This is a genomic window from Amycolatopsis sp. NPDC004772 (assembly GCF_053601215.1).
The window spans coordinates 164,002-187,186 of sequence record NZ_JBSGBK010000003.1 but is presented as its reverse complement, the minus strand read 5'-3'; the positions used below and the strand labels follow the sequence as shown (position 1 = coordinate 187,186).

General features: G+C 72.9%; 19 protein-coding genes and 2 pseudogenes. 9 read left to right on the top strand and 12 right to left on the bottom strand.

The window, feature by feature from the left end; genetic code table 11:
• Positions 1-5 precede the first annotated feature (5 nt).
• From ACWEF6_RS03490 to ACWEF6_RS03470, 5 genes are read right to left on the bottom strand one after another with little or no spacing between them, the layout of a single operon-like run.
• On the bottom strand, positions 6-221 hold the full coding sequence (locus ACWEF6_RS03490) for a hypothetical protein (RefSeq protein WP_449681453.1): 216 nt from the start codon (positions 219-221) through the stop codon (positions 6-8).
• A 20-nt stretch (positions 222-241) separates the two neighbouring features.
• Positions 242-1,111, bottom strand: coding sequence for an alpha/beta hydrolase family protein (locus ACWEF6_RS03485; RefSeq protein ID WP_449681452.1), 870 nt, complete (start codon positions 1,109-1,111; stop codon positions 242-244).
• A gap of 20 nt (positions 1,112-1,131) precedes the next feature.
• Complete coding sequence (locus ACWEF6_RS03480) at positions 1,132-2,115, bottom strand: transporter (protein ID WP_449681451.1); 984 nt, start codon at positions 2,113-2,115, stop codon at positions 1,132-1,134.
• Complete coding sequence (locus tag ACWEF6_RS03475) at positions 2,112-2,993, bottom strand: ABC transporter ATP-binding protein (protein WP_449681450.1); 882 nt, start codon at positions 2,991-2,993, stop codon at positions 2,112-2,114. Before ACWEF6_RS03475 ends, ACWEF6_RS03480 begins: the two co-directional genes overlap by 4 nt.
• The gene (locus ACWEF6_RS03470; RefSeq protein ID WP_449678439.1) at positions 2,990-3,382 is read right to left on the bottom strand and encodes a GntR family transcriptional regulator; all 393 of its coding nucleotides are present in this window, start codon (positions 3,380-3,382) and stop codon (positions 2,990-2,992) included. Before ACWEF6_RS03470 ends, ACWEF6_RS03475 begins: the two co-directional genes overlap by 4 nt.
• A 173-nt stretch (positions 3,383-3,555) precedes the next feature.
• Between ACWEF6_RS03470 and ACWEF6_RS03465 the strand changes: the two genes are divergently transcribed.
• Positions 3,556-5,079: an alpha/beta hydrolase gene (locus tag ACWEF6_RS03465; RefSeq protein ID WP_449681449.1), complete on the top strand. Its 1,524-nt coding sequence runs from the start codon at positions 3,556-3,558 to the stop codon at positions 5,077-5,079.
• Here the strand turns inward: ACWEF6_RS03465 and ACWEF6_RS03460 are convergent.
• Positions 5,007-6,407 carry an NAD(P)/FAD-dependent oxidoreductase gene (locus ACWEF6_RS03460; RefSeq protein WP_449681448.1) on the bottom strand — a complete coding sequence of 467 codons (1,401 nt, stop codon included), beginning with the start codon at positions 6,405-6,407 and terminating at the stop codon, positions 5,007-5,009. The two genes, ACWEF6_RS03465 and ACWEF6_RS03460, sit on opposite strands and share 73 nt — an antisense overlap.
• A 109-nt stretch (positions 6,408-6,516) precedes the next feature.
• Between ACWEF6_RS03460 and ACWEF6_RS03455 the strand changes: the two genes are divergently transcribed.
• The 3 genes and pseudogenes from ACWEF6_RS03455 to ACWEF6_RS03445 all read left to right on the top strand — a co-directional run.
• Positions 6,517-7,080, top strand: a complete 564-nt coding sequence (locus ACWEF6_RS03455; RefSeq protein WP_449681447.1) for a GNAT family N-acetyltransferase — start codon at positions 6,517-6,519, stop codon at positions 7,078-7,080.
• Positions 7,077-7,991: an SAM-dependent methyltransferase gene (locus tag ACWEF6_RS03450; protein WP_449681446.1), complete on the top strand. Its 915-nt coding sequence runs from the start codon at positions 7,077-7,079 to the stop codon at positions 7,989-7,991. Before ACWEF6_RS03455 ends, ACWEF6_RS03450 begins: the two co-directional genes overlap by 4 nt.
• A gap of 41 nt (positions 7,992-8,032) precedes the next feature.
• Positions 8,033-8,872 (top strand): annotated as a pseudogene (locus ACWEF6_RS03445) (hypothetical protein); the annotation flags it as partial.
• Here the strand turns inward: ACWEF6_RS03445 and ACWEF6_RS03440 are convergent.
• Positions 8,788-9,402: pseudogene (locus tag ACWEF6_RS03440) on the bottom strand (pentapeptide repeat-containing protein); the annotation flags it as partial. The pseudogenes ACWEF6_RS03445 and ACWEF6_RS03440 sit on opposite strands and share 85 nt — an antisense overlap.
• Positions 9,403-9,461: 59 nt before the next feature.
• Here ACWEF6_RS03440 and ACWEF6_RS03435 point away from each other — a divergent pair.
• Positions 9,462-11,042, top strand: a complete 1,581-nt coding sequence (locus tag ACWEF6_RS03435) for a DNA polymerase Y family protein (RefSeq protein ID WP_449681445.1) — start codon at positions 9,462-9,464, stop codon at positions 11,040-11,042.
• A 161-nt stretch (positions 11,043-11,203) separates the two neighbouring features.
• Here the strand turns inward: ACWEF6_RS03435 and ACWEF6_RS03430 are convergent, their stop codons facing one another.
• Complete coding sequence (locus ACWEF6_RS03430) at positions 11,204-14,068, bottom strand: BTAD domain-containing putative transcriptional regulator (RefSeq protein WP_449681444.1); 2,865 nt, start codon at positions 14,066-14,068, stop codon at positions 11,204-11,206.
• A 175-nt stretch (positions 14,069-14,243) separates the two neighbouring features.
• Here ACWEF6_RS03430 and ACWEF6_RS03425 point away from each other — a divergent pair, with 175 nt between their 5' ends.
• Positions 14,244-14,465: a hypothetical protein gene (locus ACWEF6_RS03425; protein WP_449681443.1), complete on the top strand. Its 222-nt coding sequence runs from the start codon at positions 14,244-14,246 to the stop codon at positions 14,463-14,465.
• Positions 14,466-14,596: 131 nt separating this feature from the next.
• Entirely contained in the window at positions 14,597-17,923 is a 3,327-nt protein-coding gene (locus tag ACWEF6_RS03420; RefSeq protein ID WP_449681442.1) for an error-prone DNA polymerase, read from the top strand.
• A 29-nt stretch (positions 17,924-17,952) separates the two neighbouring features.
• On the opposite strand, the gene ACWEF6_RS03415 is transcribed toward ACWEF6_RS03420, so the two are convergent.
• Genes ACWEF6_RS03415 through ACWEF6_RS03405 form a run of 3 tightly spaced genes read right to left on the bottom strand, consistent with a single transcriptional unit; the run spans position 17,953 to position 19,847 of the window.
• Entirely contained in the window at positions 17,953-18,978 is a 1,026-nt protein-coding gene (locus ACWEF6_RS03415) for an alpha/beta hydrolase (RefSeq protein ID WP_449681441.1), read from the bottom strand.
• Positions 18,979-18,982: 4 nt separating this feature from the next.
• A complete protein-coding gene (locus ACWEF6_RS03410) occupies positions 18,983-19,342 on the bottom strand; it encodes a hypothetical protein (RefSeq protein WP_449681440.1) in 360 nt (119 codons plus the stop codon).
• 13 nt (positions 19,343-19,355) lie between these two features.
• Complete coding sequence (locus ACWEF6_RS03405; protein WP_449681439.1) at positions 19,356-19,847, bottom strand: TetR/AcrR family transcriptional regulator; 492 nt, start codon at positions 19,845-19,847, stop codon at positions 19,356-19,358.
• Positions 19,848-20,000: 153 nt separating this feature from the next.
• Here ACWEF6_RS03405 and ACWEF6_RS03400 point away from each other — a divergent pair, with 153 nt between their 5' ends.
• Complete coding sequence (locus ACWEF6_RS03400) at positions 20,001-22,034, top strand: cellulose binding domain-containing protein (protein ID WP_449681438.1); 2,034 nt, start codon at positions 20,001-20,003, stop codon at positions 22,032-22,034.
• A gap of 54 nt (positions 22,035-22,088) precedes the next feature.
• Here the strand turns inward: ACWEF6_RS03400 and ACWEF6_RS03395 are convergent, their stop codons facing one another.
• Entirely contained in the window at positions 22,089-22,490 is a 402-nt protein-coding gene (locus ACWEF6_RS03395; protein WP_449681437.1) for an SRPBCC family protein, read from the bottom strand.
• A gap of 53 nt (positions 22,491-22,543) precedes the next feature.
• Here ACWEF6_RS03395 and ACWEF6_RS03390 point away from each other — a divergent pair, with 53 nt between their 5' ends.
• The gene (locus tag ACWEF6_RS03390; RefSeq protein WP_449681436.1) at positions 22,544-22,960 is read left to right on the top strand and encodes a MarR family winged helix-turn-helix transcriptional regulator; all 417 of its coding nucleotides are present in this window, start codon (positions 22,544-22,546) and stop codon (positions 22,958-22,960) included.
• The last annotated feature ends 225 nt before the right edge of the window (positions 22,961-23,185 follow it).

Here is a 23,185-nt window from a genome sequence, read left to right as displayed (position 1 = left end):
GATTCTCATCCGATGAAGGTCACTTCCGGGTAAGCGGGCGAGGGCGCGGCGAGCAGTGGTTGCGGGCGGCAGCGCAGGTGCTGGTCGAAGAAAGCGCTTACGTAGGTCCGGGTGACGGCCAGCGCGCGGTAGGGGTCGATCGAGTCGCCGATGTCGACGCCCAGCTGCTCGGCGAGCACGCCGAGGTCGGTGAACGACGAGTGGACCGTGCCGGAGACCATGATCCAGCGCTTCCAGCCGGTCAGGTGCGTCCAGTCCGTCTCCCAGTCGTCGTACGGGCCCTGCGTGCCGGGGACGTAGCCCTCCGTGCGGCCGACGAACAGGAACGGCCGGGACAGCCCGGACGCCGGGATCGGGACGTGGACGCTGCCGTCGAGGTCGGCGCCGGCGCGGATCCGGGGTCGGCGAGCATCGCCTGGGTGGTGATCGCGCCGCCCGCGGAGTGCCCGGTCATGCCGATCCGCTGCGGGTCGATCAGCGCGCCCAGCTTCGAGCGCAGCAGCTGGTCGAGCACGAACGACGTGTCCTTCGACCGGACCTGCGCGAACTTCTCCCAGAACCCGTCCTGCTCGTCGAAGGCACAGGCGACGCAGCCGGTGACGTGCCCGTCGGGGAACGTCGTGGCGCGGTTTTCGTAGGTGTGGTCGATCGCCGCGACGGCGTACCCGCGGCTGGCCAGCTCCTCGGCCAGCGCGGTGAGCGTCACCCGCGGCTGCGTCCAGCCCGGCGACAGCACGACCAGCGGCAGGCTGTGCCACCGCCCGGCCGGCTTCGCGTCGGCGACGGCGTTGGTCCGGACCCTGCTGAGGATGTCCAGGGGCAGGCCCGGGATGTTCTCCCGCTCGAGGTTGCGTTCCGACTCGAGCGGGGTCATGTACGGCTTCTTCGGCCCGTGGGCCGTGGTCGCCGGGTAGAAGACGGAGACCATCAGCTCCCGGTAGGGCACCGACGGCACCCACGGGTCAGGCCGCGAGGTGTCCTTCAAGGACAGTGTGGTGACACCGACGGGCGAGTGGCCGGTCGGGGCGGGCAGGTAGGGCGTCGGCGCCGCCGAGGCGGGCGACGCGGACAGCGTGAGTGTGAGTGCGGCGGCTACCGCGAGAGCGCGCATGATTCCCCCAGTCGGAATCGTCAGGACAGGTGGCGGAGACGGCGGAAGCAGAACCAGGTCAGCAGGGCGGTCAGGGCGAGGTAGAGCGCGAGTTCGAGCCACTGCAGCGGCCAGAACCGGGAACCGGGCTGGTAGGTGACCCGCTGCTGGTAGCCGTGGGTGCCCAGCTGGGCCAGGCACTGGTCCATGGAGCCGCGGGGCGGCGGGCCCTCGCCCGGCCGCGGGGCGCACGTCTGGATGAAGTCCGGCAGCGGATCGGCCACGTTCCCGGCCGGGTCCAGGGTTTCGTTCGCCAGCTCCCAGGAGCCGGCCGGCTTCCGCACCCCGATCTCCAGGATCCCGTGGGTGTCGTCGCCGCTGATGTTCGTGATGTTGTCCCCGGTGATCGCGACCGTCTCGGTCTGCGGCGGCAGCAGGTACGGCCGCACGAACGCCGGCACCAGCAGCAGCACGGCGGCGAGCGTGACGAGCGTGACGGCCATGGCGGCCACAGTCCGCTTCAGCAGCATCCCGACCGCGACGCCGAGCGCGAGCGCGAAGGCCGCGTAGCCGATCGGGACGATCCCGCGGGCACCGAACACCACCGGCGCGATGCGCGACAGCATGCCGCGGTCGGTTTGCTGCGCGGAGAGCGCGTCGATCGGGCTCGCCCACCACGAAACCGCCACGCCCAGCAACGCGGCGGCGAGCATCGCGGCGAGCAGGCCGAAGCCGAGCTTGGTGGTGAGCCACCGCTTGCGCGTGACGGTCTGGTTCCACACCAGGCTGTGCGTGCCGCTCTCCAGCTCGCGGGTGATCATCGGGACACCCCAGAAGACGCCGATCACCGCGGGCAGCAGGTACAGCGCCAGGATGGTCCCGCCGAAGAGGACGTCCTCGTCGGAGAAGTCCGTGCGCCCCACCAGGTCGGGTCCGGTGATCGCGAGCACGACGGCGATCGCGATCAGGCCCGCCAGCACGGACAGCGCGGGCAGGCGGAACTGGCGCCAGGTCAGCCAGGTCATCGGAGGACCTCCAGGGCGGGGCGGGCGGCGGTGGGGTTGCTCATGTATTCGAGGACCAGGTCTTCGAGGCCGAGCTGCCCGACCGTCCAACCGGGGTCGAGGATCGGGGCCTCGGTGCGGACGAGCACGGTGGTCTGGCGGTCGGTGTGCTTCGCGGAGACGACGTGCTGGTCCGCCGGCAGCGTGTCGAGGTCGCGGCGCGGCCCGGAAAGCCGGTGGTGCGTGGCGAGCAGCGTCTCCACCTCGCCGATCACCCGGACCTGCGAGGCCACCAGCACGACGAGGTGGTCGCAGACCCGTTCGAGGTCGTTGACCAGGTGCGAGGACATGATGACCGACAACCCGTGCTCGGCGACGGCTTCCATGAGGTCCTGCAGGAACTCGCGGCGGGCCAACGGGTCCAGCGCGGCGACCGGCTCGTCGAGCAGCAGCAGTTCGGGGCGCTTGGCGATGCCGAGCGTGAGCGCCAGCTGGGCGCGCTGGCCGCCGGAGAGCTTGCCGGCGTGCTGCCCGGGGTCCAGCCCGAGCCGTTCGATCCGCTTCTCCGCGAGCGAGACGTCCCAGCCGGGGTTGAGGTGGGCGCCGAGCCGCAGGTGCTCCTCGATGGACAGTCCACTGTAGACGGGCGTGTTCTGGGCGACATACCCGACCTTGGCCAGCTGCTCCGGGCCGCTGCCGGGCACCCCGCCGCACACCTCGATGGTGCCGGTCGTCGGCTCCAGCATGCCGGCCGCGATGTTCAGCAAGGTCGACTTGCCGGCGCCGTTCGGGCCGACGAGCCCGGTGACGTGGCCGGCCTCGATCTCGAGCGTGCAGCCGGTAAGCGCTTGCTTGCGCTGGTACTTCTTGCCCAGTCCCTGGGCGCGCAGGACGGTCACGCTATTCCCTCTCTGGCGGAGTCGCGAAACGTGGACATCAGCAGGGCCTCGATGCTCTCTTCGTCGAGGCCGGCCTTGCGGGCCTTCCCCAGCCAGCGGCGCAGGTCCTGCCGCAACGGCCCGAGCACGGCGAACGAGGCGCCGTTCAGGCTCCCGGTGACGAAGGTGCCGACGCCGGGACGGGCCGACACCAGGCCGTCGTGCTCCAGTTCGCGGTAGGCCTTCAGCACGGTGTTCGGGTTGATCGCGAGGCTCGCGACCACGTCCTTGACCTTCGGGAGCTGGTCTCCCTCGGACAGCAGGCCGAGGCGCAGCGCGTGCCGCACCTGCTGGACCAGCTGCTGGTACGGCGACAGGCCGGACCTCGTGTCCAGGTGGAACTCGATCATCGGCAACTCCATTTATCTAGTTGCCTAGCACTATAGCTAAAGAGTGCCGCTCGAGCCAGTGATCTTTTTGCCGACCCGGCTGAACCTCGGTACCCCCTCGTCCGTCTGTGGTGGTGATCGTTTCCCCTCTCGAGAGGATTTCTTTCGTGCGTCGAATTTCTGGGGGAGGCATCGTGCGCGGCGTGGTCGTCGCGCTCGGTGTCTCGATGGCCGTCTCGGCGGGACCGGCGGTGGCGTCCGCCGCACCGGTGTCGATCGACAAGGTGCCCACACCGCAGCTGAGCTGGACCGACTGCGCCGACGGCTTCCAGTGCGGCAAGGCTTCCGTGCCGCTGGACTACGACCGCCCGTCCGGCGCGAAGATCGACCTCGCGCTCATCAAGCTGCCCGCCACCGATCCCGCGCACCGGATCGGTTCGCTGTTCGTCAACTTCGGCGGCCCCGGCGCGTCCGGCCTGCAGCGGCTGCGGGAGCGCGGCAAGTGGCCGTGGCTGTTCTCCGACGACCTGCGCGCGCGGTTCGACCTGGTCTCGTGGGACCCGCGCGGGATCGCCGACAGCACGGCGGTCCGGTGCTTCGACACCGAGGCCGAGCAGCAGGACTTCTTCGGCTCGTTCCCGGAAATGCCGGGCGACCCGAGCGGCAACGCGGCCTTCTACGCCAAGTCGAAGGAGCTCGCCGACCGCTGCTCGGCGAAGGCGGGCCCGATCCTCGAGCACGTCTCGACCGCCAACACGGCCCGTGACCTGGAGCTGCTGCGCCGCGCGGTCGGCGACCCGAAGCTGAACTACCACGGCATTTCCTACGGGACGCAGCTCGGGGCGACTTACGCGAACCTGTTCCCGAACCGGATCCGGGCCATGGTGTTCGACGGCACCATGGACTTCGCCGGCAACTCGACCGGCCAGAACGGCAACGGCAAGAGCGTTCCGCTCGACACCCGGCAGGACGTCGCGACCGGCATCGCGCAGACCTTCGAGCAGTTCCTGCGGCTGTGCACGGAAGCCGGCCCGAAGTGCGCGTTCTCCTCGGGTGACCCGAAGGCGAAGTGGGCGGCGCTGACCGCGCGCGCCAAGCAGGCTCCCATCGTCAGCGACGGCGAGACCTGGACGTACTCGGGCATCGTCAATGCGGCCGCCGACCTGTCCGACTCACGGGGCTGGCCGGACATCGCCGCGTTGCTGCAGCGGCTTTACGACGCTCCGGCCACGCCGGCCCGGCGCACCGCGGCTGTCAAGGGCGAGCAGTACGTTTCGAACCGGACCGAAGCGTTCAACGCCATCCAGTGCTCCGACAGCGACGTGCCGGCCGACCCGGCGGTCTACAGCCGGTACGCCGAGTCGGAAGACCAGCGCGTCCCGTACTTCGGGCGGATCGCGGTGCTGGACATGATGAGCTGCGCGTTCTGGAAGGCGAAGGACACCGACCGCTACACCGGCCCGTGGAACCGCCCGACGTCGGCGGAGATCCTCGTGCTGAACAACCGCTACGACCCGTCCACCCCTCTGCACGGCGCCCGCGACGGCGCCGCGGAACTGGCGCGGGCGCGCGTGTTCGTGACCGAGGGCTACGGCCACTCCTCGATGTACGTGCCGAGCACGTGCACCGAGAAGGTCAAGCGGGACTACCTGATCTCGGGGACCTTCCCCGCGGCGGGCAAGACCTGCGCGATCGACGCCAGCCCGTTCGCGGGCTGAGCTTCCTCGCGGCGGGCCGTACCGGCAGCGGTGCGGCCCGCCGCCACGAAGGCGTCTCGTGGGTGCTGCACCGAGGCGAGGCTGAGGATGTCGCGGCCGAACAGCGCCTGCGTCAGCCAGATCGCGAGCACCCGGATCTTGCGTTCCCAGGTGGGCACGGCGAGCACGTGGTAGCCGCGGTGCATGAGCCAGGCCGGGAGTCCTTTGAGGACGATCCGCCGGTACTGGAAGATCCCGCGGCCCAGGCCGAGCGTCGCGATCGCGCCGAGGCTGTGGTGCACGTACGGCTTCGGGTCCCGGCCGCGCAGCGTCGCGATGATGTTGCGGGCCAGCAGCTTTCCCTGCCGGTAGGCGTGCTGCGCGTTGGGCACGGTCCGCGCGCCCGGGACCGGCGAGGCCAGGTCGGGCACCGCGGCGTCGTCCCCGGCCGCCCAGGCGTCGGCCACGCCCTCGATCCGCAGGTCCGGCCGCACGAGGAGGTAGCCGCGCTCGTCGACGGGAAGGTCGGTGTGCCGGCCGACGACCGGGTTGGCGCCGTTGCCGGCGGTCCAGACGATCAGCTCCGAGTCGAACTCCTCGCCGGTCGAGAGCGTCACGTGGCCGTGCTCCGCCGACGTCACCAGGGTGTCCAGGTGGACGCGGCCGCCGCGGCGTTCCAGCTCCCGTACGACCCAGCGCCCCGGCCGGTCGGTGACCTCGGGCAGGATGCGGCCCGACGCCTCGACGAGGTGGAAGCGCAGTTCGTCGCGGTGCAGTTCGGGGTAGCGCTTGAGCAACGCGGTCGCGAGCGACAGCAGCTCGCCGAAGCCCTCGACGCCCGAGAAGCCACCACCGACGAAGGTGACGGTGAGCAGCTTCCGCCGCTGCGGCCCGGCCGGCAGCGCGGCGGCCCGGTCGAAGGCGGTGAGCAGCCGGTCCCGGATGGCGACGGCCTCTTCGACGTGCTTGAGGCCGATGGCCTGGTCGGCGATGCCCGGCACGGGCAGGGTGCGCGTGACGGCCCCGGCGGTCACGACGATGGTGTCGTAGCCCAGTTCGCGGGGATCGCCGTCGGCCGGCTGCACGGTGACGGCGTGGTGGGCGTGGTCGATGGCGGTCACCTTCCCGGCGACGAGCCGGGTGCGCTTCAGGTGCCGCCGCAGCGACACGGCGGCGTGCCGCGCCTCGACCGAGCCGGCCACGACCTCGGGCAGGAACGGCTGGTAGGTGAGGTAGGGCCGCGGGTCGACGAGGGTGACCTCGGCCTCCCCGCGCCGCAGCTTCTTCTCGAGCTTCCAGGCGGCGTAGAACCCGGCGTAACCACCGCCGACGATCAGGATCCGGCGCATTTCGTCCTCTTTTCTCGCTTCACCCCCTGGACGAGCCGGCGGACGCCGGTGTGACCGCGATCCGCGTCACAGCGAGGACGCGCACCCGGCTTTCGGGCAGAATCGCGGGATGACGCACACCGTCCGGCCGCTCGACGCCTCGACGTGGGCGGCGTTCGCGGAACTCGTCGAGCGCAACAACGGCATCTTCGGCGGCTGCTGGTGCCTGGGGTTCCACCCGGAACGGGCCCAGCGGGGGCCGGTGCGCCGCACGCTCAAGGAGGAGCGCGTCCGGACCGGCGGGGCGCACGCCGCGCTCGTGTTCGACGGCGACGGCGTCGCGCAGGGGTGGTGCCAGTACGGCAGTCCCGAAGAGCTGCCCGGCATCAAGCACCGGCGGGCCTACGACCAGGACGCGCCGCGGCGGCCGGACTGGCGGATCACCTGCGTCTTCGTCGACAAGAAGCACCGGGGCCGCGGGGTCGCGCGCACGGCGGTGGCCGGGGCGCTCGACCTGATCGCGCGGGCCGGCGGCGGGCTCGTCGAGGCCGTCTCCGAAGCGACCGCCGGCCGGGACGCGCCGGGGCGGTTCCTGTTCACCGGCACGGTGGAGCTCTTCGAGGAACTCGGGTTCGCCCGCGGACGGCAGCTCGGCACGCACGCGTGGCTCGTGAGCCGGGTGGTGCAGGCGTGACCGGGCGGCACGACGGCGACACGTGGGACCTGGCGTCGAGCGTCGGCGCGACCGCCACGATGGCCGCGGCGGCGCGGGCGATGGCGACCCGCGCGGACCCGGCGCTGATCGACGACCGGTTCGCCGAACCGCTCGTCCGGGCGGTCGGCGTCGACCTGCTCACCCGGCTGGCGAGCGGCGAAGCGGCGCCCGGCGAGCTGGTCGCGCCGGTGTGGATCGACGTGGCGAAGGTGCGGACGAAGTTCTACGACGAGTTCTTCCGCGAGGCCGGCCTCACGCAGGCCGTGATCCTGGCCTCGGGGCTGGATTCGCGCGCGTACCGGCTGCCGTGGCCGGCCGGGACCGTCGTGTACGAGATCGACCGGCCGGAGGTCCTCGAGTTCAAGACCCGCACCCTGGCCGGCCTGGGCGCCGAGCCGACCGCCGACCGGCGGGTGGTGCCGGCCGACCTGCGCGAGGACTGGCCCGCGGCGCTGCGCGCGGCCGGCTTCGACCCGGCGCGGCCGACCGCGTGGAGCGCCGAAGGCCTGCTGGGGTACCTGCCGCCGGAGGCGCAGGACCGGCTGCTGGACACGATCACCGGGCTCAGCGCGCCGGGCAGCCGCGTCGCGACGGAGAACCGGCCCAACCCGCGGCCGGGTGACGAGGCCGGGACGAAGGCGGGCCTGGACCGGATTTCCGGGCGCTGGCGCGAGCAGGGCTTCGACACGGACATGGCGAGGCTGCGCTATTTCGGTGAACGCAACGAAGCCGAGCCCTACCTGGCCGCGCGCGGCTGGGTGCTGACCGGGAACACCGTCCGCGAGCTGCTCGCCGAGCACGGCCTCGCGCTCCTCGGCGACGACGACCTGCGCACGGGCGACGTCCGGTACGTCCGCGGCGTCCTCCCCCGGACGTGGTCCCCGGCTTGACAGCGAGCCGTCGCATCTCGCAGTATGCGAACAAGTGTTCGATGATTCGCCGGCAGGGTTTCCGGTACGAGTACGTGGTGCTGGAGGTGAGCGGCGGTGGCGGAAGCGCTCACGGCCATTCCTGGGGTCCGCACGGCGGCGGAGCTGAGCAAGCCGACGCTCACGGTGCTGCCGGAGCTGGCGGCTCTCCTCCCCGGTGGAGGGCTGCGGCGCGGCAGCACGATTTCGGTGCGCGGAGCGACATCCCTGGTCCTGGCGCTGCTGGCGGCGGCCACCCGCGACGGCTCCTGGGCGGCGGTGACGGGCCTCCCGGAACTGGGCCTGGCGGCGGCCGCCGAGCTCGGCGTCGACTTGGACCGCATCGCCCTGGTGCCGGAGCCGGGCGCGGAGCTGGTGGCGGTGGTATCGGCGCTGGTGGACGGCTTCGACGTGGTGGTCCTCGGCCGGTCGGCGACGGTCCAGCCGCAGACGGCACGCAAGCTGGCGGGCCGGGTCCGCAACCGCGGGACGGTCCTCCTGACGGCGGGAGCGTGGCCGGGAGCGGACGTGGAGCTGAAGGTCTCGGGCCGCCGCTGGCACGGCCTCACCCAGGACGGCCACGGTCACTTGAGCGCCCGCAACGTGGTGGCCACAAGCCGAGGCCGTGGAGCGGCGGCCCGCCCGTCGTCGGTGGGGTTGGTGCTGCCGGGCCCGGAAGGAGCTCTGGCGGGGAGCCCCTCGCCGGGGCGCCGGCTGGTCGAGGTGGCCGGGTGAGGTGCCCCCGGCCGAGACGGGCTGCGCCGAGGCGGGCTGCGCCGAGACGGGCTGCGCCGAGACGGGCTCGGCTGAGGCGGGCTCGGCTGAGGCGGGCTCGGCTGAGGCGGGCTCGGCTGAGGCGGGCTCGGCTGAGGCGGTGGTTCCGGGCCGGCCGAGGCACGGGATGACAACCCGAGTTCCGCCCCGAGTCACGCGAGTTCCGCTTCCGATCACGCGAGTTCCGCCCTCGATCACGCGAGTTCCGGCTCGGAGCACGTGGGTTTCGGCTTGGGGCATGTGGGTTTCGGCCCCAGCCGCGCGAGTCCCGGTTCCGATCCTGCAGGTTGCGGCTGGGATCACGCGAGTTCGGCTTCCGATCACGCGAGTTCCGGCTCGGAGCACGTGGGTTTCGCGTTGGGGCATGCGGGTTTCGGCCCCAGTCACGCGAGTCCTGCTTCCGGTCCCGCGGGTTGCGGCTGGGATCACGCGAGTTCGGCTTCCGATCACGCGAGTTCCGGCTCGGAGCACGTGGGTTTCGGCTTGGGGCAGGCGGGTTCCGGCCCCAGTCACGCGAGTCCCGGCTCGAGCCACGCGGGTTTCGGCCTGGCGCAAGCGGGTTCCGCCCCAAACCACGCGAGGTGCGGTCGCGCGCATCGGCGTCGGCGCTGTGCCGCACCCGTCCGGGCGCGTTTTCCCCATCGTGACCGAACCCCGGCGGCAGGAGCAGGCCGCCGGATGAGCGATGCGCCACGGTTGCTCGTGCTGTGGTGTCCGGACTGGCCCGTCGTCGCCGCCGGGGCCGCTGCCGGGTCGCCGCCCACCTTGCCCGCCGCCGTTTTCTCCGCCAATCGCGTCGTGGCCTGCTCCGCTTCCGCGCGGCAGCACGGCGTCGGGCGCGGGATGCGGCGGCGGGACGCCCAGTCGCGGTGTCCGGAACTCGTTGTGCACCAGCACGATCCCGATCGCGATGCCCGGCTGTTCGAACCCGTCGCCGCCGCCGTCGAAGCGCAGGCCGTCGGGGTGGAAGTCGTGCGGCCGGGGCTGGTTGCCGTGCCCGTCGACGGTGCTGCCGGGTACTTCGGCGGCGAGGCCGCCCTGGTCGAGCTGCTCATCGACGAAGTCGCCGCGCGGGCCGGGGTCGAATGCCAGGTCGGGGTCGCGGACGGGCTGTTCGCCGCCACCCTCGCCGCCCGGCGGTCCGCGCTCGTTGCGCGTGGCCGGACGAAAGAGTTCCTCGCGCCGCTCTCGATCGCCGAGCTGAACCAGCCCGGTGAGGACCGCGGCGAGCTCGTCGACCTGCTCAAACGGCTCGGGTTGCGTACCCTCGGCGCGTTCGCCGCGCTGGCCGAACGGGACGTCGCCGGCCGGTTCCCCAAAGACGCCATCGTCGCCCACCGGCTCGCCCGCGGCCTCTCCGAACGCCCGCCGCTGCGGCGCGCCCTGCCGCCGGACCTCGCCGTCACCGAAATCTTCGACGAACCGTTGCACCGGGTCGACGAAGCCGCCTTCGTCGCGAAGACCCTCGGCGAACGCTTCTTCGCCGGGCTTGCGAACCACGGTTTCGCGTGTACGCGCCTGGCGATCGTCGCCGTCACCGAAGCCGGCGAAGAGCGCGTACGCGTCTGGCGCTGCGCCGAACCCCTCACCGCCCGCGCGACCGCCGACCGCGTGCGGTGGCAGTGCGAAGGCTGGCTCACCGCGCGGGACCGGCCGACCGCCGGCATCGTCCGGCTGCGCCTCGACCCCGAGGAGGTCGTCGGCGGCCAGGCACTGCAGTTTCAGCTCGGTTCGGTGGGCCGCGACGCCGACGCCGCCGAACGCGCCGGCCGCGCCCTGGTCCGCATCCAGGGCCTGCTGGGCCCGGACGCGGTCGTCACCCCGCTGCTGGACGGCGGCCGCGGCCCGGGCGAACGCGTCCGGCTCATCCCGTGGGGCGAGCCGCGCCGCCCGCTGGCCGAGGACCGCCCCTGGCCGGGACGGCTGCCCGCACCTTCGCCGACGGTCATCCCGCCGCGCCCGGTGCCGGCCGAGGTGCTCGACGCGGTCGGCGACGTCGTCCGCTGCACCACCCGCGGCGAACTCGGCTACCCGCCATCAACGGTCGCCGTCGACGGGGGACCGCCCCGCCGCGTCATCGGCTCGGCCGGCCCCTGGGTGGTCCACCCGGTCCTCCCGGGCCGCCGAGGCGAGCGGCCCCTGGCCCGCGTCCAGGTGGTCCTGGAAGGCGACACGACAGAGGACGGCGACATCGCCCTGCTGCTCAGCGCCACGATCGGCGAGAATCCACAGTGGACGGTCGAGGGCTGCTACGACTAGCGACGCCGGCCGCCTGCCGCAGTTCGGGTAGGTCGATCGCGGGGCCGGCGCCAGTGCCAGCCGACCGCTGCGGCCACGGCGCTCGGCGAGCCGGGTAGTCCCGCGGGGCCGGGGTCGCGCCTGCCGCAGCGTGGCCGCCAAGTCCACGCCGAACGCCGGCGTCAGCCGCCCGTCCCGAGCAACGTGGCCTCCACCGCCTCCGCCCGCTCCGGCAAACCGACCGCCCGCCACAGCTCCGCCGCCAACCCCAGATGACGCCGGGCCGCGGCCTGGTCTCCCAGCTCCCTCTCGAGCTCGCCCAGCTGCTGCCAGCACGCCGCCTCGTTGCTGCGGTCGCCGTTGGCGCGGAACACGTGTGCCGCGCGTTGGAGGGCCGACTCCGCCCTTGCCCGGTCGCCCAGTTCCGCGTGGATGGCTCCGAGCCGCTGGTCGGTGTACGCGCCGCAGCGCTCGTCGCTGATTTCGCTGAAGATCGTCAACGCTTCGGTGAGGTTGCGCAGCGCCGCCGGGGTGTCGCCCGTCTCCAGGTGGTAGCGGCTGAGGGTGCGGAGGATCACCGCCTGGCGGTGGCGGTCTCCGAGGCGGCGGGCGATCCTCAAGCCCTCCTCGATCCACGGGCCCGCGTCACCGGCTCCCTGCTCGAAGCCGATGATGCCGATGGCCGTCCGGAGCTGGGCCTCCGCCTGGCCGTGTCCGGCGGCCACCACGTGCTCCAGCGCCTCCCGGTCGACGGCCAGCGCCGCGTCGAGTTCGCCTCGGACGCGGTGGACCGTGCCCAGGCTCGCCAGCGCGAGGCCTTCGCCGCGCCGGTCGCCGATCGACTGGTACAGCTTCACGCACCGGTGCAGGTCGTTGCGGGCTTCGGCCATCTCGTCCAGGTAGATGTGCACCTGGCCCAGCCCCTGCAGCAACGCCGCCTCGCCGTGGGTGTTGCCGGCCGCGGCGGTGGCGTCCAGCGCGATCCGGTGGCTGCGGTTCCAGTCCTGGTACAGGCTGCGGTGGTCGTAGTACGGCACCGCGGCGACCGCCAGTTCCCAGGCCGCCTCGTCCAGGCCCCAGTCCGCCGCGAGTTCGATCGCCCGCAGCAGCGTCCCGCGCTCGGCGTCGAACCAGGTGATGGGGTCGACGACCACGTGGTCCGGGGTCCAGCGCGGCGAGCGGCCCGGGGTCGGCCGGAAGAGGCTGGGGTAGCACAGGTCGCGGGCCTGCTCGGCGAGGGCGAGCCACGCGGCGAGGACCCGCTCCACCGCCGCCCGGCGGTCCTCGAACGAGTAGTGCTCCTGCGCGCCTTCCGACGCGTACGCGCGCAACAGGTCGTGCAGCCGGTACCTCGGCTGGCCGGCGCGGTCGGTCGTCACCAGGCGCACGAGGTAGGCGTCGACCAGCGCGTCCAGCACGTCGTCCGGGACGGGCCGGCCCAGCAGCGGGCCGATCACCCACGCCGGCAGCGTCTCCGCGCCCAGCAGCCCCAGCAGCCGGAACGCCCGGACGGCGTCCTCGGGAAGCAGCCGCAGGCTCAGGTCGAAGTTGGCCCGCACGTCGAGGTCGCCGACCCGCAGCTCGCGCAGCCGCCGGGATTCGTCCGCCAGGCGGTCGCGCAGCACCTGCAGGGTCCACGCCCGCCGGCTCGCGAGCTTCGCCCCGGTGATCCGGATGGCCAGCGGGAGCCGGCCGCACAGCCGGACGATCTCCTCGGCCTGCTCCGGTTCCCGCTCGACGCGCTCCGCCCCGGCGATGCGGGCGAAGAGGGCGAGGGCGTCTTCGGTGGGCAGCACGTCCAGCTCGACGTGCTCGGCGCCGGCCAGGTCCGCCAGCCGGTGCCGGCTGGTGACGACCACCGCGCAGCCCCCGGACGGCGGCAGCAGCGGCCGCACCTGCTGGGCGCCGGCGGCGTCGTCGAGCAGCACCAGCATCCGGCGATCGGCCAGCCGCGACCGGTAGAGGGCGGCCCGTTCGTGCAGGCCGGGCGGCATGACCGCGTCCGTGACGCCGAGCGCGCGCAGCAGTTCGGCCAGCAGCACCGCCGGGTCGCGCGGGACCGCGGAGGTGCCGGCGAGGTCGAGGTAGAGCTGGCCGTCGGGGAACTCGTCGCGGGCGTCGTGGAGCGCGCGCACGGCGAGCGCCGACTTCCCGGTCCCCGGCGCGCCGGCGACGACCACCACCCGGCGCCCGGCCAGCAGGTCCATCAGCTCGCCCAGCGGCCCGGCCCGGCCGGTGAAGTCCGGGATGTCGGCGGGCAGCTGGGCGACCGGGCGTGGCCGCGCACGGGTGACCAGGTCGAGCGTGGGGTCGGCACGCAGGATCCGGGCGTGTACGCGCTGCAGGCCGGGCCCGGGGTTGGCGCCGAGCTCCTCGGCCAGCAGCCGCCGGATGTCGTCGAACACGGCGAGCGCGTCGCCTTGGCGGCCGCTGCGGTAGAGCGCGAGCATCAGCAGCTCCCGCGCGCGTTCGCGGTACGGGTGCTCGCCGGTCAGCCGGGACAGCTCGGGGATGGCCGGCGCGGGCTCCCCGCGCAGCAGGTCGAGCTCGGCGAGGTCTTCCAGCGCGCCGAGGCGGTACTCGTCGAGCCGGGCGCGTTCGGTGGCGGCCGCGGGCGTGTCGATGCCGCTGAAGGCGGGCCCGCGCCACAGCGTCATCGCCTCGGCCAGGTGCTGCCGGGCGGCGGTCAGGTCCCCGTCGCCGCGGGTTTCGCGCGCCCGGTCGAGCCCGGCCGCGAACCGGTCGCTGTCGAGCCGGCCGGGGGCCACCCGCAGCAGGTACCCGGTGCCGACGGTCTGCAGCGAGCCGTCGTCGAGCTCCAGCGACCGGCGCACGTCCCCGACGTACTTCTGGACGAGGTTGACCGCGCTCCGCGGCGGCTTCCCGCCCCAGGCACCCTCGATGATCTGCTCGCGGTCCACCCGCCGGTTCGCGTGCAGCAGCAGCACCCCGAGCACCCGGAGGCACTTGGCGGACCCCACCTCGACCGGGGCCGCACCGCGCCAGGCCGTGATCGGCCCGAGCACGCCGAATCGGACATCAGACACGCAAATCGCCCCCTCCCCACGGCGAGCGTACCTCCGACCGGCGACGTTCCGTAAGACTGCAGTGCGATTGCAGTGAACGCTGCCACGCTCCCGTCGCCGGTCGAATGCGGGCCGGCGAGGGGAGAACCACGATGGGAACCAGCACGACGGCCGGGTCCGTGTGCCGCGGCCGGCCTTGACCGCGAACCCCGCGCGCCGGCTCGCGGCGGTGCTGCTGAGCGCCGCGGCGGTCGTGGCGACCGCGCCGCCCGCCGGCGCGACGACGGCCCCGCGCGTGGTCCGCGAGGTCGTCACCACCGTCGAGTGGGCGGCCGTCGACGTCGTCGACGCCGGGTTGCAGCATCGGCGGCTGATGGTGCGGCTGACCCGGGCGTTCACGGTCGACCGGGTGCTGTGACCGACGCGACTCCGGTCCGTCCACAGTTGACACCGGCCGCGCGCCCGGCGCAGGATCGGACCACAGTGGTCGATCGTGTGTTCGAACAGTAGTCGCTGGCTTCCCCACAGCGAAATCGGTGGGAGCCCGCTTTGGCGTTCAACAATCCGCGTGTGCCGTGGTCCGAAGTGGAGCGGATCGCCTCCGGGCGGCCGCCCGTTCCCGGGGACGGCAACGACGCCCCCGCGTGGTCGCGCAAACGGGAGGGCTACGCGGGCGCGCCACCCGATCTCGTGGACCGGCGTGGCCGGGACGACGGCGGCGACCGGATCCGGGCGCCCTACGCCGAGCTGCACGTCCACTCCAACTTCAGCTTCCTCGACGGCGCCTCGCACCCCGAGACGCTCGTCGAGGAGGCCGCGCGGCTCGAGCTCGACGCGCTCGTCCTGACCGACCACGACGGCCTGTACGGCGCCGTCCGGTTCAACGACGCCGCGCGGGAGCTCGGGGTGCGGGTCGGGTTCGGGGCCGAGCTCTCGCTCGGGCTGCCCGCGCCGCAGGGCGGGGTGCCCGATCCGGCCGGGTCGCACCTGCTCGTGCTCGCCCGGCAGCAGACCGGGTACCACCGGCTGTGCCGCGTCATCTCCCGCGCCCAGCTCGCCGGCGGGGAGAAGGGACGGCCCGTCTACGACTTCGACGAGCTCGCCGACGAGCTGGCCGGGCACGTCGTCGTCCTCACCGGCTGCCGCAAAGGAGCCGTCCGGCAGGCGCTCGCGCGGCAGGGCCCGGCCGCCGCGCGAGCCGAGCTGGCCCGGCTCGTGGACCGGTTCGGGCGGTCGCACGTCGCCGTCGAGCTGATCGACCACCGGCTGCCTGCCGACGAAGCCGCCAACGACCTGCTCGACGCGCTGGCCAAGGACCTCCGGCTGCCGACGGTGGTGTCCAACAACGTGCACTACGCCCGCCCGGAGGACGCCGTCGTGGCGGACGCGGTCGCCGCCGTCCGGGCCCGGCGGTCGGCCGAGGACCTCGACGGGTGGCGGCCGCCGTCGGGACAGGCGTTCCTGCGGTCCGGGATGGAGCAGCGGCGCCGCTTCGAGCGCCGCTACCCGGGCGCGGTCGGCCGCGCGGCCGTCCTGGGCGTCGAAGTGGCGTTCGACCTGCAGCTGGTCGCGCCGGACCTGCCGCCGTTCCCGGTCCCGGCCGGGCACGACGAGATGTCGTTCCTGACCGAGCTGACCTGGCGGGGCGCGCGGAAGCGCTACGGCCCGCGCGAGGAGAACCCGAAGGCCTACGCCCAGCTCGAGCACGAACTCGCCGTCATCGGCAAGCTCGGCTTCCCCGGCTACTTCCTCGTCGTCTGGGACATCGTCCGGTTCTGCCGGGAGGCGAACATCCTGTGCCAGGGCCGCGGATCGGCCGCGAACTCGGCGGTCTGCTACGCGCTGGAGATCTGCCACGCCGACCCGGTGCGGTGGAACCTGCTGTTCGAGCGGTTCCTCGCGCCGGAGCGGGACGGCCCGCCGGACATCGACGTCGACATCGAGTCCGGCCGCCGCGAGGAAGCCATCCAGTACGTCTACGAGAAACACGGGCGGTTCCACGCCGCGCAGGTCGCCAACGTCATCACCTACCGGGCGCCCTCGGCGATCCGCGACGCGGCGAAGGCGCTCGGCCACAGCCCCGGGCAGCAGGATGCCTACGGGAAACTCGTCGACCGCTGGGGCGGCGTCGCCGCGACCAGGCAACAGGCGGCCGGGTCGATCCCGGACGACGTCCTCGACCTGGCCGCGCGGATCGAGGACTTCCCGCGCCACCTCGGCATCCACTCCGGCGGCATGGTGCTTTCGAAGCAGCCGGTGTCCGAAGTGGTCCCGGTCGAGTGGGCGACCATGAAGGACCGCAGCATCCTGCAGTGGGACAAGGACGACTGCGCGACCGCCGGGCTGGTCAAGTTCGACCTGCTCGGCCTCGGCATGCTGTCCGCGCTGCACCACATGATAGACCTCGTCGCCGAGCACCACGGATCCACTGTGGACATCGGGAAGCTGGACCTCGCCGACCCGGCGGTCTACGACATGCTCTGCGCAGCCGACGCCGTCGGGGTGTTCCAGGTGGAATCCCGGGCCCAGCTGGCCACGCTGCCGCGGCTGCGGCCCCGGAAGTTCTACGACCTGGTCGTCGAGGTGGCGCTGATCCGGCCCGGCCCGATCCAGGGTGGTTCGGTGCACCCCTACATCCGCCGTCGCCGCGGCGACGAGGAGTGGGAACACGCGCACCCGCTGCTGGCCGCGTCACTGGACCGCACCCTCGGCGTGCCGTTGTTCCAGGAGCAGGTGATGCAGATGGCGGTCGACGTCGCCTCGTTCACCGCCGCCGAGGCCGACCAGCTGCGGCGGGCCATGGGCGCCAAGCGGTCCAGCGCCAAGATGAAGGCCCTGATGGCGCGGTTCTTCCGGGGCTGTGCGGCCAACGGCCTCGACCGCGAGCTGGCCACCCGGATCTTCGAGCAGATCCACGCCTTTTCCGGCTACGGTTTCCCCGAAGCGCACTCGATGTCGTTCGCGCTGCTCGTGTACGCGTCGGCGTGGTTCAAGCGCTACTACCCGGCCGCGTTCTGCGCCGGGTTGCTGCGCGCGCAGCCGATGGGCTTCTACAGCCCGCAATCGCTGGTCGCCGACGCCCGCCGCCACGGCGTGCGCGTCCGCGAGCCGGACATCAACGCGAGCCTCGCCGGCGCCACCCTGGAGCCGGACGCCGCCAGCACCGGCGGCGTCGCGCTCCGGCTCGGTCTCGCCGCGGTCCGCCACCTCGGCGAGGACGCGGCGACGCTGGTGGTCACCGAGCGGGAGGCGCACGGGCCGTACCCGAGCATCGGCGACCTGACCCGCCGGGTGCGGCTGAAGAGGAACGCCGTGGAGGCGCTGGCCACGGCCGGGGCGTTCAGCGGCTTCGGCGGCGACCGGCGCCAGGACCTGTGGGCGGCGGGCGCGGCGGCGGCGACCCGGCCGGGGCACCTGCCCGGCCTGGCCCCCGGCCTCGACGCACCGGCGCTGCCCGGCATGACCCGGCTGGAGGTGACGGCGGCCGACCTGTGGGCGACGAGCGTCTCCCCGGACAGCCACCCGGTGGAGTACCTGCGCGAGCTGCTGGACGAGCGCGGCGCGATCACGGTGGCCGAGCTCATGCGGACCGAAGACGGAACGCGCGTGTGGGTGGGCGGAGCGGTCACCCACCGCCAGCGCCCGGCGACGGCCGGCGGCATCACGTTCCTCAACCTCGAAGACGAGACCGGGATGGCCAACGTCCTGGTCTCGCCGGGCCTGTGGCGACGGCAGCTGCTCGTGGCCCGCACGAGCGCCGCATTGCTCGTCCGCGGCCAGGTCCAGGCGGCCGAAGGGGTGGTCACGCTGGTGGCCGACCGCATCGAAAACCTCGAGCTGGCGGTGCGAACCGGCCCCTCCCGCGACTTCCGGTGACTCGACGGGAACCCCAGGGCACGCAAGGGTCACCCGGCGAACCGGTGCAGGGCTTCGAGCACGGCCGGGGCGAGGGTGTCCTGGTGCCCGGCGTCGTGCAGGAGGTGGTCCACTCCGGACAGTGGCACCCGGCCCGGCCCGCCCGCGTGGGCGCGACGCAGCGCGGCGGTCAGGGCATCCGTTGTGGTGCAGGGGACCTGGACGTCGTCGGTGCCGCAGGTCAGCAGCACCCTGGTCCCCGGCCGCAGAGCCGCGGCGGTGTCCGGCGGGTAGACGGCGTCGTCGCTGTCCACGAACCGGCTGCTCGGGCCCTGGAAGGCCGTGAAGAGCTGGGCGACGGCGGGCGGCAGGCCGGTGGGGTCGACCGGCCGGTGTTCGCGCAGGGCGGTGACGGCGGCGTCGATCGCCGCGTCGATGGTGTTCCGCTGCTCCGGGGTGAGCTGGCCCTGGCGGGCCGCTTCGGCGACCTGGGCGTGCAATTGCAGCGCGACCAGGTCCAGCAGGCGGATCGCCTGCGGCTGCAGCAGTCCCACGCCGGCCGGGCGCGGGCGGGCGGTGCCGCCGAGCAGCAGCGCGGTCATCGCGCCCTCGCTGTGCCCGACGACCATCAGCGCGTGCGGGTCGGTCTCCGGCTGGTCGCGCAGCACCTGGTAGGCCGCCGTGGCCTGCCGGACGAACGCCGGGTAGTCGAGCGTTTCCGGGTGCTCGCGGTAGGCGCCGAGCCCGGTCCGGCCGGTGCCGTACTTGTCGAACCGCAGGGTGGCGACCCGGTCGTTGCCGAGCGCGGCGGCCACCTGCGCCAGGGTGTTCGGGGTCGCGTGGGGTGGCTGGTCGCCGTCGCGGTCGGTGGGGCCGCTGCCGGGCAGCAGCAGGGCGGCGCGCAGCCGCTGCCCGGGACGGTGGGCGGGAACGTGCAGGGTGCCGTACGTCGCCGTTCCCTCGACGGTGAAGACGACTTCGCGATCGACAGCGGGCACGAGACGTGGTGCCGCCTCGGCGGGGACGGCGGTCACGACGGCCAGCGTCAGCACGGCCGCGGCGAGGTGGGGAATCATCGGTCTACTTCCTCCGGGCCAGGGTGTTCTCGACCAGCGCGACGGTCTCGCGCGGGTCGTCGACCTGGAGGACCAGGCGGGCGTAGCGCTCGTCGGCGAGTTCGATCACGACGGCCTTCGACGCGTCCTTGACGTCCCAGAAGACCTTTTCGCCGTCGAGGTGGAACGTGCCCGCCGTGATCACGCCGGGCAGGTGGGCGCCCGGCGCGCGGATCCCCTTGGGGTCGGCGGCGATGCCCGGGTCCGCGGTCGCGCCGCGGACGTTGGCCAGCGGGATGGTGAGGCTGCTCTTGAAGGCCCAGAGCTTGTCGAGACCCTCGATCACGACCACGAGGTCGTCGCCGTCGATGTGCACCAGTGCCATGTCTTTTCCTTTGTCAGTCGAAATGTTGGGTGAGCGCGGCGCCGACCCCGTCGGGGTTGCCGCGCAAGAGGATGCCCAGCGCGGCCGCCGTGAGGGCGGCGGCCAGGACGGGGGACAGGCCGAGCGCGTCGGCGATCGCCTGGTCGATGGCGGCCAGCGCCGCGGCCACCTCGGTGGCCACCTCCTCGTCGGCCGGTGCCCGTTCGACGACCGCGAGCAGCAGCAGGCCGAGGTCGGCCGAGGTGACGAGCTGCAGCGCGGTCGCGGCGTCGGGTGCCGCGGCGAGCGCTTCGGTCAACGGGCGGACGTCGTCGGCGAGGTGGCGACGCAAGGCGACCAGGTAGAGGCCGCGCTTGCTGCCGAACGTCTTGTACAGGCTGTTGCGGTGCACGCCGAGGTGGGTCACGAGGTCGTCGACGGACACCCCGTCGTACGCGCGGCCACCGAACAACTTCACGGCGCTGTGCACCACTTCGTCCTCGTCGAACGCTCTCCGCCTGCCCATGCCAGGACCCTAGCCTTTTGAGGAACGATCAGTCAAGAACGATCATTCCTCAAAATTCGAGGGCTTCCGTTGACTTCGGGCCCCCTCGGTGGTTCTCTCGCTGAGAGCGCTCCCAGTCATCCGTTCGTGCCCGACGAGTGAGGATGGACCTTCATGACAGCTCGACGTCTGCGCTGGGCAGCGTGGCCGGTGATCGCCGTGCTCGCCGCGGTTGTTCCGGCCGCCGGCACCGCCGGGGCGGCGACCGCGCCCACGGCGACGGTCACCGTCAACGCCCGAGCCGGGCTGGCGACCATGCCGGACACCGGGATCGGCATCAACCACGCGGTCTGGGACAGCCAGCTGGGGACCGACGAGGTGGCCGACCTCTTCGGCGCCGCCGGTGTCCGCACGATGCGTTACCCCGGTGGTTCCTACGGCGACATCTACCACTGGAAGGACAACACCGCGCCGGGCGGGTACGTGGCGCCGAACACCGATTTCGACACTTTCATGGGCGGCGTCCGAAGAGCCGGGGCCCAGCCGATCATCATCGCCAACTACGGCACCGGCACCCCGGAGGAGGCCGCGGACTGGGTCCGGTACGCCAACGTCACCAAGGGGTACGGTGTCAAGTATTGGGAAATCGGCAACGAGCTCTACGGCAACGGGCACTACGGCGCGAACTGGGAAGCCGACAACCACGCGGACAAGAGCCCGACCGGTTATGCGAACGGCGTCGTCGCTTACGCCGACGCGATGAAGGCCGCCGACCCGTCGGTGAAGATCGGGGCCGTGCTGACGACCCCGGCGAACTGGCCCGACGCCATCGTCGGTGCCGGTGACACGGCGAGCTGGAACCAGACCGTGCTTTCGATCGCGGGCCCGCACATCGACTTCGTCATCCTGCACTGGTACCCCACCGGCTCGACGGCGGCGGAGGCGCTCGCGAAGCCGGAGCAGATCAACGACATGATCTACCTGACGCGCGAGCAGATCGCCCGGTACGCGGGCCCGAACTCCGGCCGCATCGGCATCTCGATGACCGAGACCAACACGCCGGTCGGCATGAACACCCAGCCCGGCGCCCTGTTCGCCGCGGACACCTACAGCTCGCTGCTGGCGAACGGCGTCTTCACGATCGACTGGTGGGACACGCACAACGGGCCGACGAAACTGTCCACAGTGGCCGGATACCCGGACTACGGCGACGGCGGCCTGCTCTCCAGCGGCACGTGCCTGGACGGCGGTGGCTGCGAACCCCCGCTCAACACCCCGTTCGCGCCCTACTACGGCTTGAAGATGCTGAGCACCTTCGCGCATCCCGGCGACCAGTTCGTCCGCGCGGGAGCGGACGACCCGCTCGTCGGCGCGCACGCCGTCCGCCGCCCGAACGGCGACCTGGCCGTCCTGCTGCTCAACAAGGACCCCGACCAGGCCAGGGCGGTGACCTTGGACTACGCGGGCTACACGCCGGCCGCGGGCGCGCCGCAGGTATTCACCTTGACCAACGGCGCGACGTCCATCGGTAGTGCAATGACCGGCACGAGCACGTCCCAGACGCTGCCGCCGTACTCGCTGACCACGGTGGTGCTGCACCCCGCGACCGCCGCGGCTGCCGCTCCCGGGAAGCCGGGGCAGCCGACCGGCACGGCGACCGACCGCACGGCGACGATCAGCTGGCCCGCGGCCGCGCCCGGCGCCCACCCGATCGCGAAGTACGAGGTCTACCGGCAGGTCGGCACGACCAGCGAGCAGTGGGGCGAGACGACCGGCACGTCCCTGGACGTCGGGAACCTGGTGCCGGGCAGCCGGTACACGGTCAACGTCCTGGCGCGCGACACGGCCGGCAACGTGTCCGCGGCCTCCCCACCGCTGACGTTGACGACCGGCGCGCCGGCGTCGAGCAGCTGCACGGTCCGGCTGACCGACAGCACCGACTGGGCGAGCGGTTTCGTCGGCGGCATCCACCTCACCGGCACCGGCGTGGTGGGGGACTGGACGTTGACGTTCAACTGGCCGACCGCGCGGCAGAAGCTCACCGGCGGCTGGAGCGGAACCTGGGCGCAGAACGGCACGACGGTGACGGTCTCGTCATCGGCCCCACCGGCGGCCGGGGTGGACGTCGGGTTCACGGCCGACTACAGCGGGCCGAACATCCTGCCGACGGCGTTCACCCTGAACGGCGTCCTCTGCGCGGCGGGCTGACTCGCGGGTCTTCCCTCCTCGCCGGCGGAAGAGGCCGGTGAGGAGGGTCCCGATTCACCGGCCTCTCTCGACGCGCTCGCGCACGGCCCGCAGTTCCTCGCCGACGACCGCCATCTGCGCGTCGACCGCCGACGGATCGGTGTCCTGGGGGAAGAACAGGCTGAAGATCAGTTCGGCGCCGGCCAGGTTCGGCACCACGCGGGTGAACAGGCCCAGGGTGGGGGCATCGGCGCTGACGACGTCGACCACCCCGTGCTCGGCCGCGACCCGCACGGCGACCCGCTGCGGGCCGCGTTCGGTCTGGACGCGCCAGACGTCGTCGTGCTCGTGGTCGACGGCGCTGGCGAACCCGGGCGCCCATTCGGGCAGGTGCCGCGGATCGGCGAGGTAGTCGACGACCCGCGCGGGCGAAGCGGCGACGGAGATGGTGCGGGTTTCGGCGCGTCCCAGTGTCATGCCGGAAACGATACGCACCTGCGTATGATTTGTCGACGCGTAAAATCCCGCCGGTGAACGAGGACGACGATCTCGGAGCCCTCTGCGCCGCGGCGGGCCGCAACCTGGCCGAAGCCGAGCGGCCGGTGCTGGACGGGCACGGGCTGTCGATGTGGCAGTACGTGGTGCTGACGGCCCTGGCCGCCGGATCGGCGCCCAGCCAGCTGGTCTTGGCCCAGCAGATCCGCTACGACAAGACCCGCTTGATCGCCTTGCTGGACGCACTCGAGTCGGAGGGCTTGGTGATCCGCGAGCCGGACCCGGCCGACCGCAGGGCCAGGGTGGTCCGGTTGACGCGGGAGGGGGGTGCGCGGCACGCGGCGGTCCGGGCTGCGATCCGGGAGGTGGAGGACCGGAAGCTGGCGGGCCTGCCGTCGGAGGTCCGGCAGGTGCTGCGGTCGGCCTTGGCGCATTTGGCCAACTCGGTTTGATTGCGGTGGGGGGCTGCGGCCGCCTCCGGACCGGCGGCCGGGAGCGCGGGCCGGCCAGGGCATCGCCTCCCGCGGACCGGCGGCCAAGGGCGCAAGCCGGGTTGGGGGCGCTGCGAACCGGCGGCCGGGGGCGCAAGGGAACCAACGACGTCACCAGACCTCCCCCGCCCCAGCCGCGGCAGATCTTTCTGCCGCGGCAGAAAGACAAAAAGCGTCCTCGCCGGA

Excerpts from the sequence above, each read along its gene's own strand:
- ACWEF6_RS03415 (WP_449681441.1), bottom strand. The coding sequence starts at position 18,978 with ATGATTCCCCACCTCGCCGCGGCCGTGCTGACGCTGGCCGTCGTGACC.
- ACWEF6_RS03395 (WP_449681437.1), bottom strand. The coding sequence starts at position 22,490 with ATGACACTGGGACGCGCCGAAACCCGCACCATCTCCGTCGCCGCTTCG.
- ACWEF6_RS03435 (WP_449681445.1), top strand. The coding sequence starts at position 9,462 with ATGAGCGATGCGCCACGGTTGCTCGTGCTGTGGTGTCCGGACTGGCCC.
- ACWEF6_RS03410 (WP_449681440.1), bottom strand. The coding sequence starts at position 19,342 with ATGGCACTGGTGCACATCGACGGCGACGACCTCGTGGTCGTGATCGAG.
- ACWEF6_RS03460 (WP_449681448.1), bottom strand. The coding sequence starts at position 6,407 with ATGCGCCGGATCCTGATCGTCGGCGGTGGTTACGCCGGGTTCTACGCC.
- ACWEF6_RS03470 (WP_449678439.1), bottom strand. The coding sequence starts at position 3,382 with ATGATCGAGTTCCACCTGGACACGAGGTCCGGCCTGTCGCCGTACCAG.
- ACWEF6_RS03400 (WP_449681438.1), top strand. The coding sequence starts at position 20,001 with ATGACAGCTCGACGTCTGCGCTGGGCAGCGTGGCCGGTGATCGCCGTG.
- ACWEF6_RS03455 (WP_449681447.1), top strand. The coding sequence starts at position 6,517 with ATGACGCACACCGTCCGGCCGCTCGACGCCTCGACGTGGGCGGCGTTC.
- ACWEF6_RS03490 (WP_449681453.1), bottom strand. The coding sequence starts at position 221 with ATGGTCTCCGGCACGGTCCACTCGTCGTTCACCGACCTCGGCGTGCTC.
- ACWEF6_RS03405 (WP_449681439.1), bottom strand. The coding sequence starts at position 19,847 with ATGGGCAGGCGGAGAGCGTTCGACGAGGACGAAGTGGTGCACAGCGCC.
- ACWEF6_RS03480 (WP_449681451.1), bottom strand. The coding sequence starts at position 2,115 with ATGACCTGGCTGACCTGGCGCCAGTTCCGCCTGCCCGCGCTGTCCGTG.
- ACWEF6_RS03485 (WP_449681452.1), bottom strand. The coding sequence starts at position 1,111 with ATGCGCGCTCTCGCGGTAGCCGCCGCACTCACACTCACGCTGTCCGCG.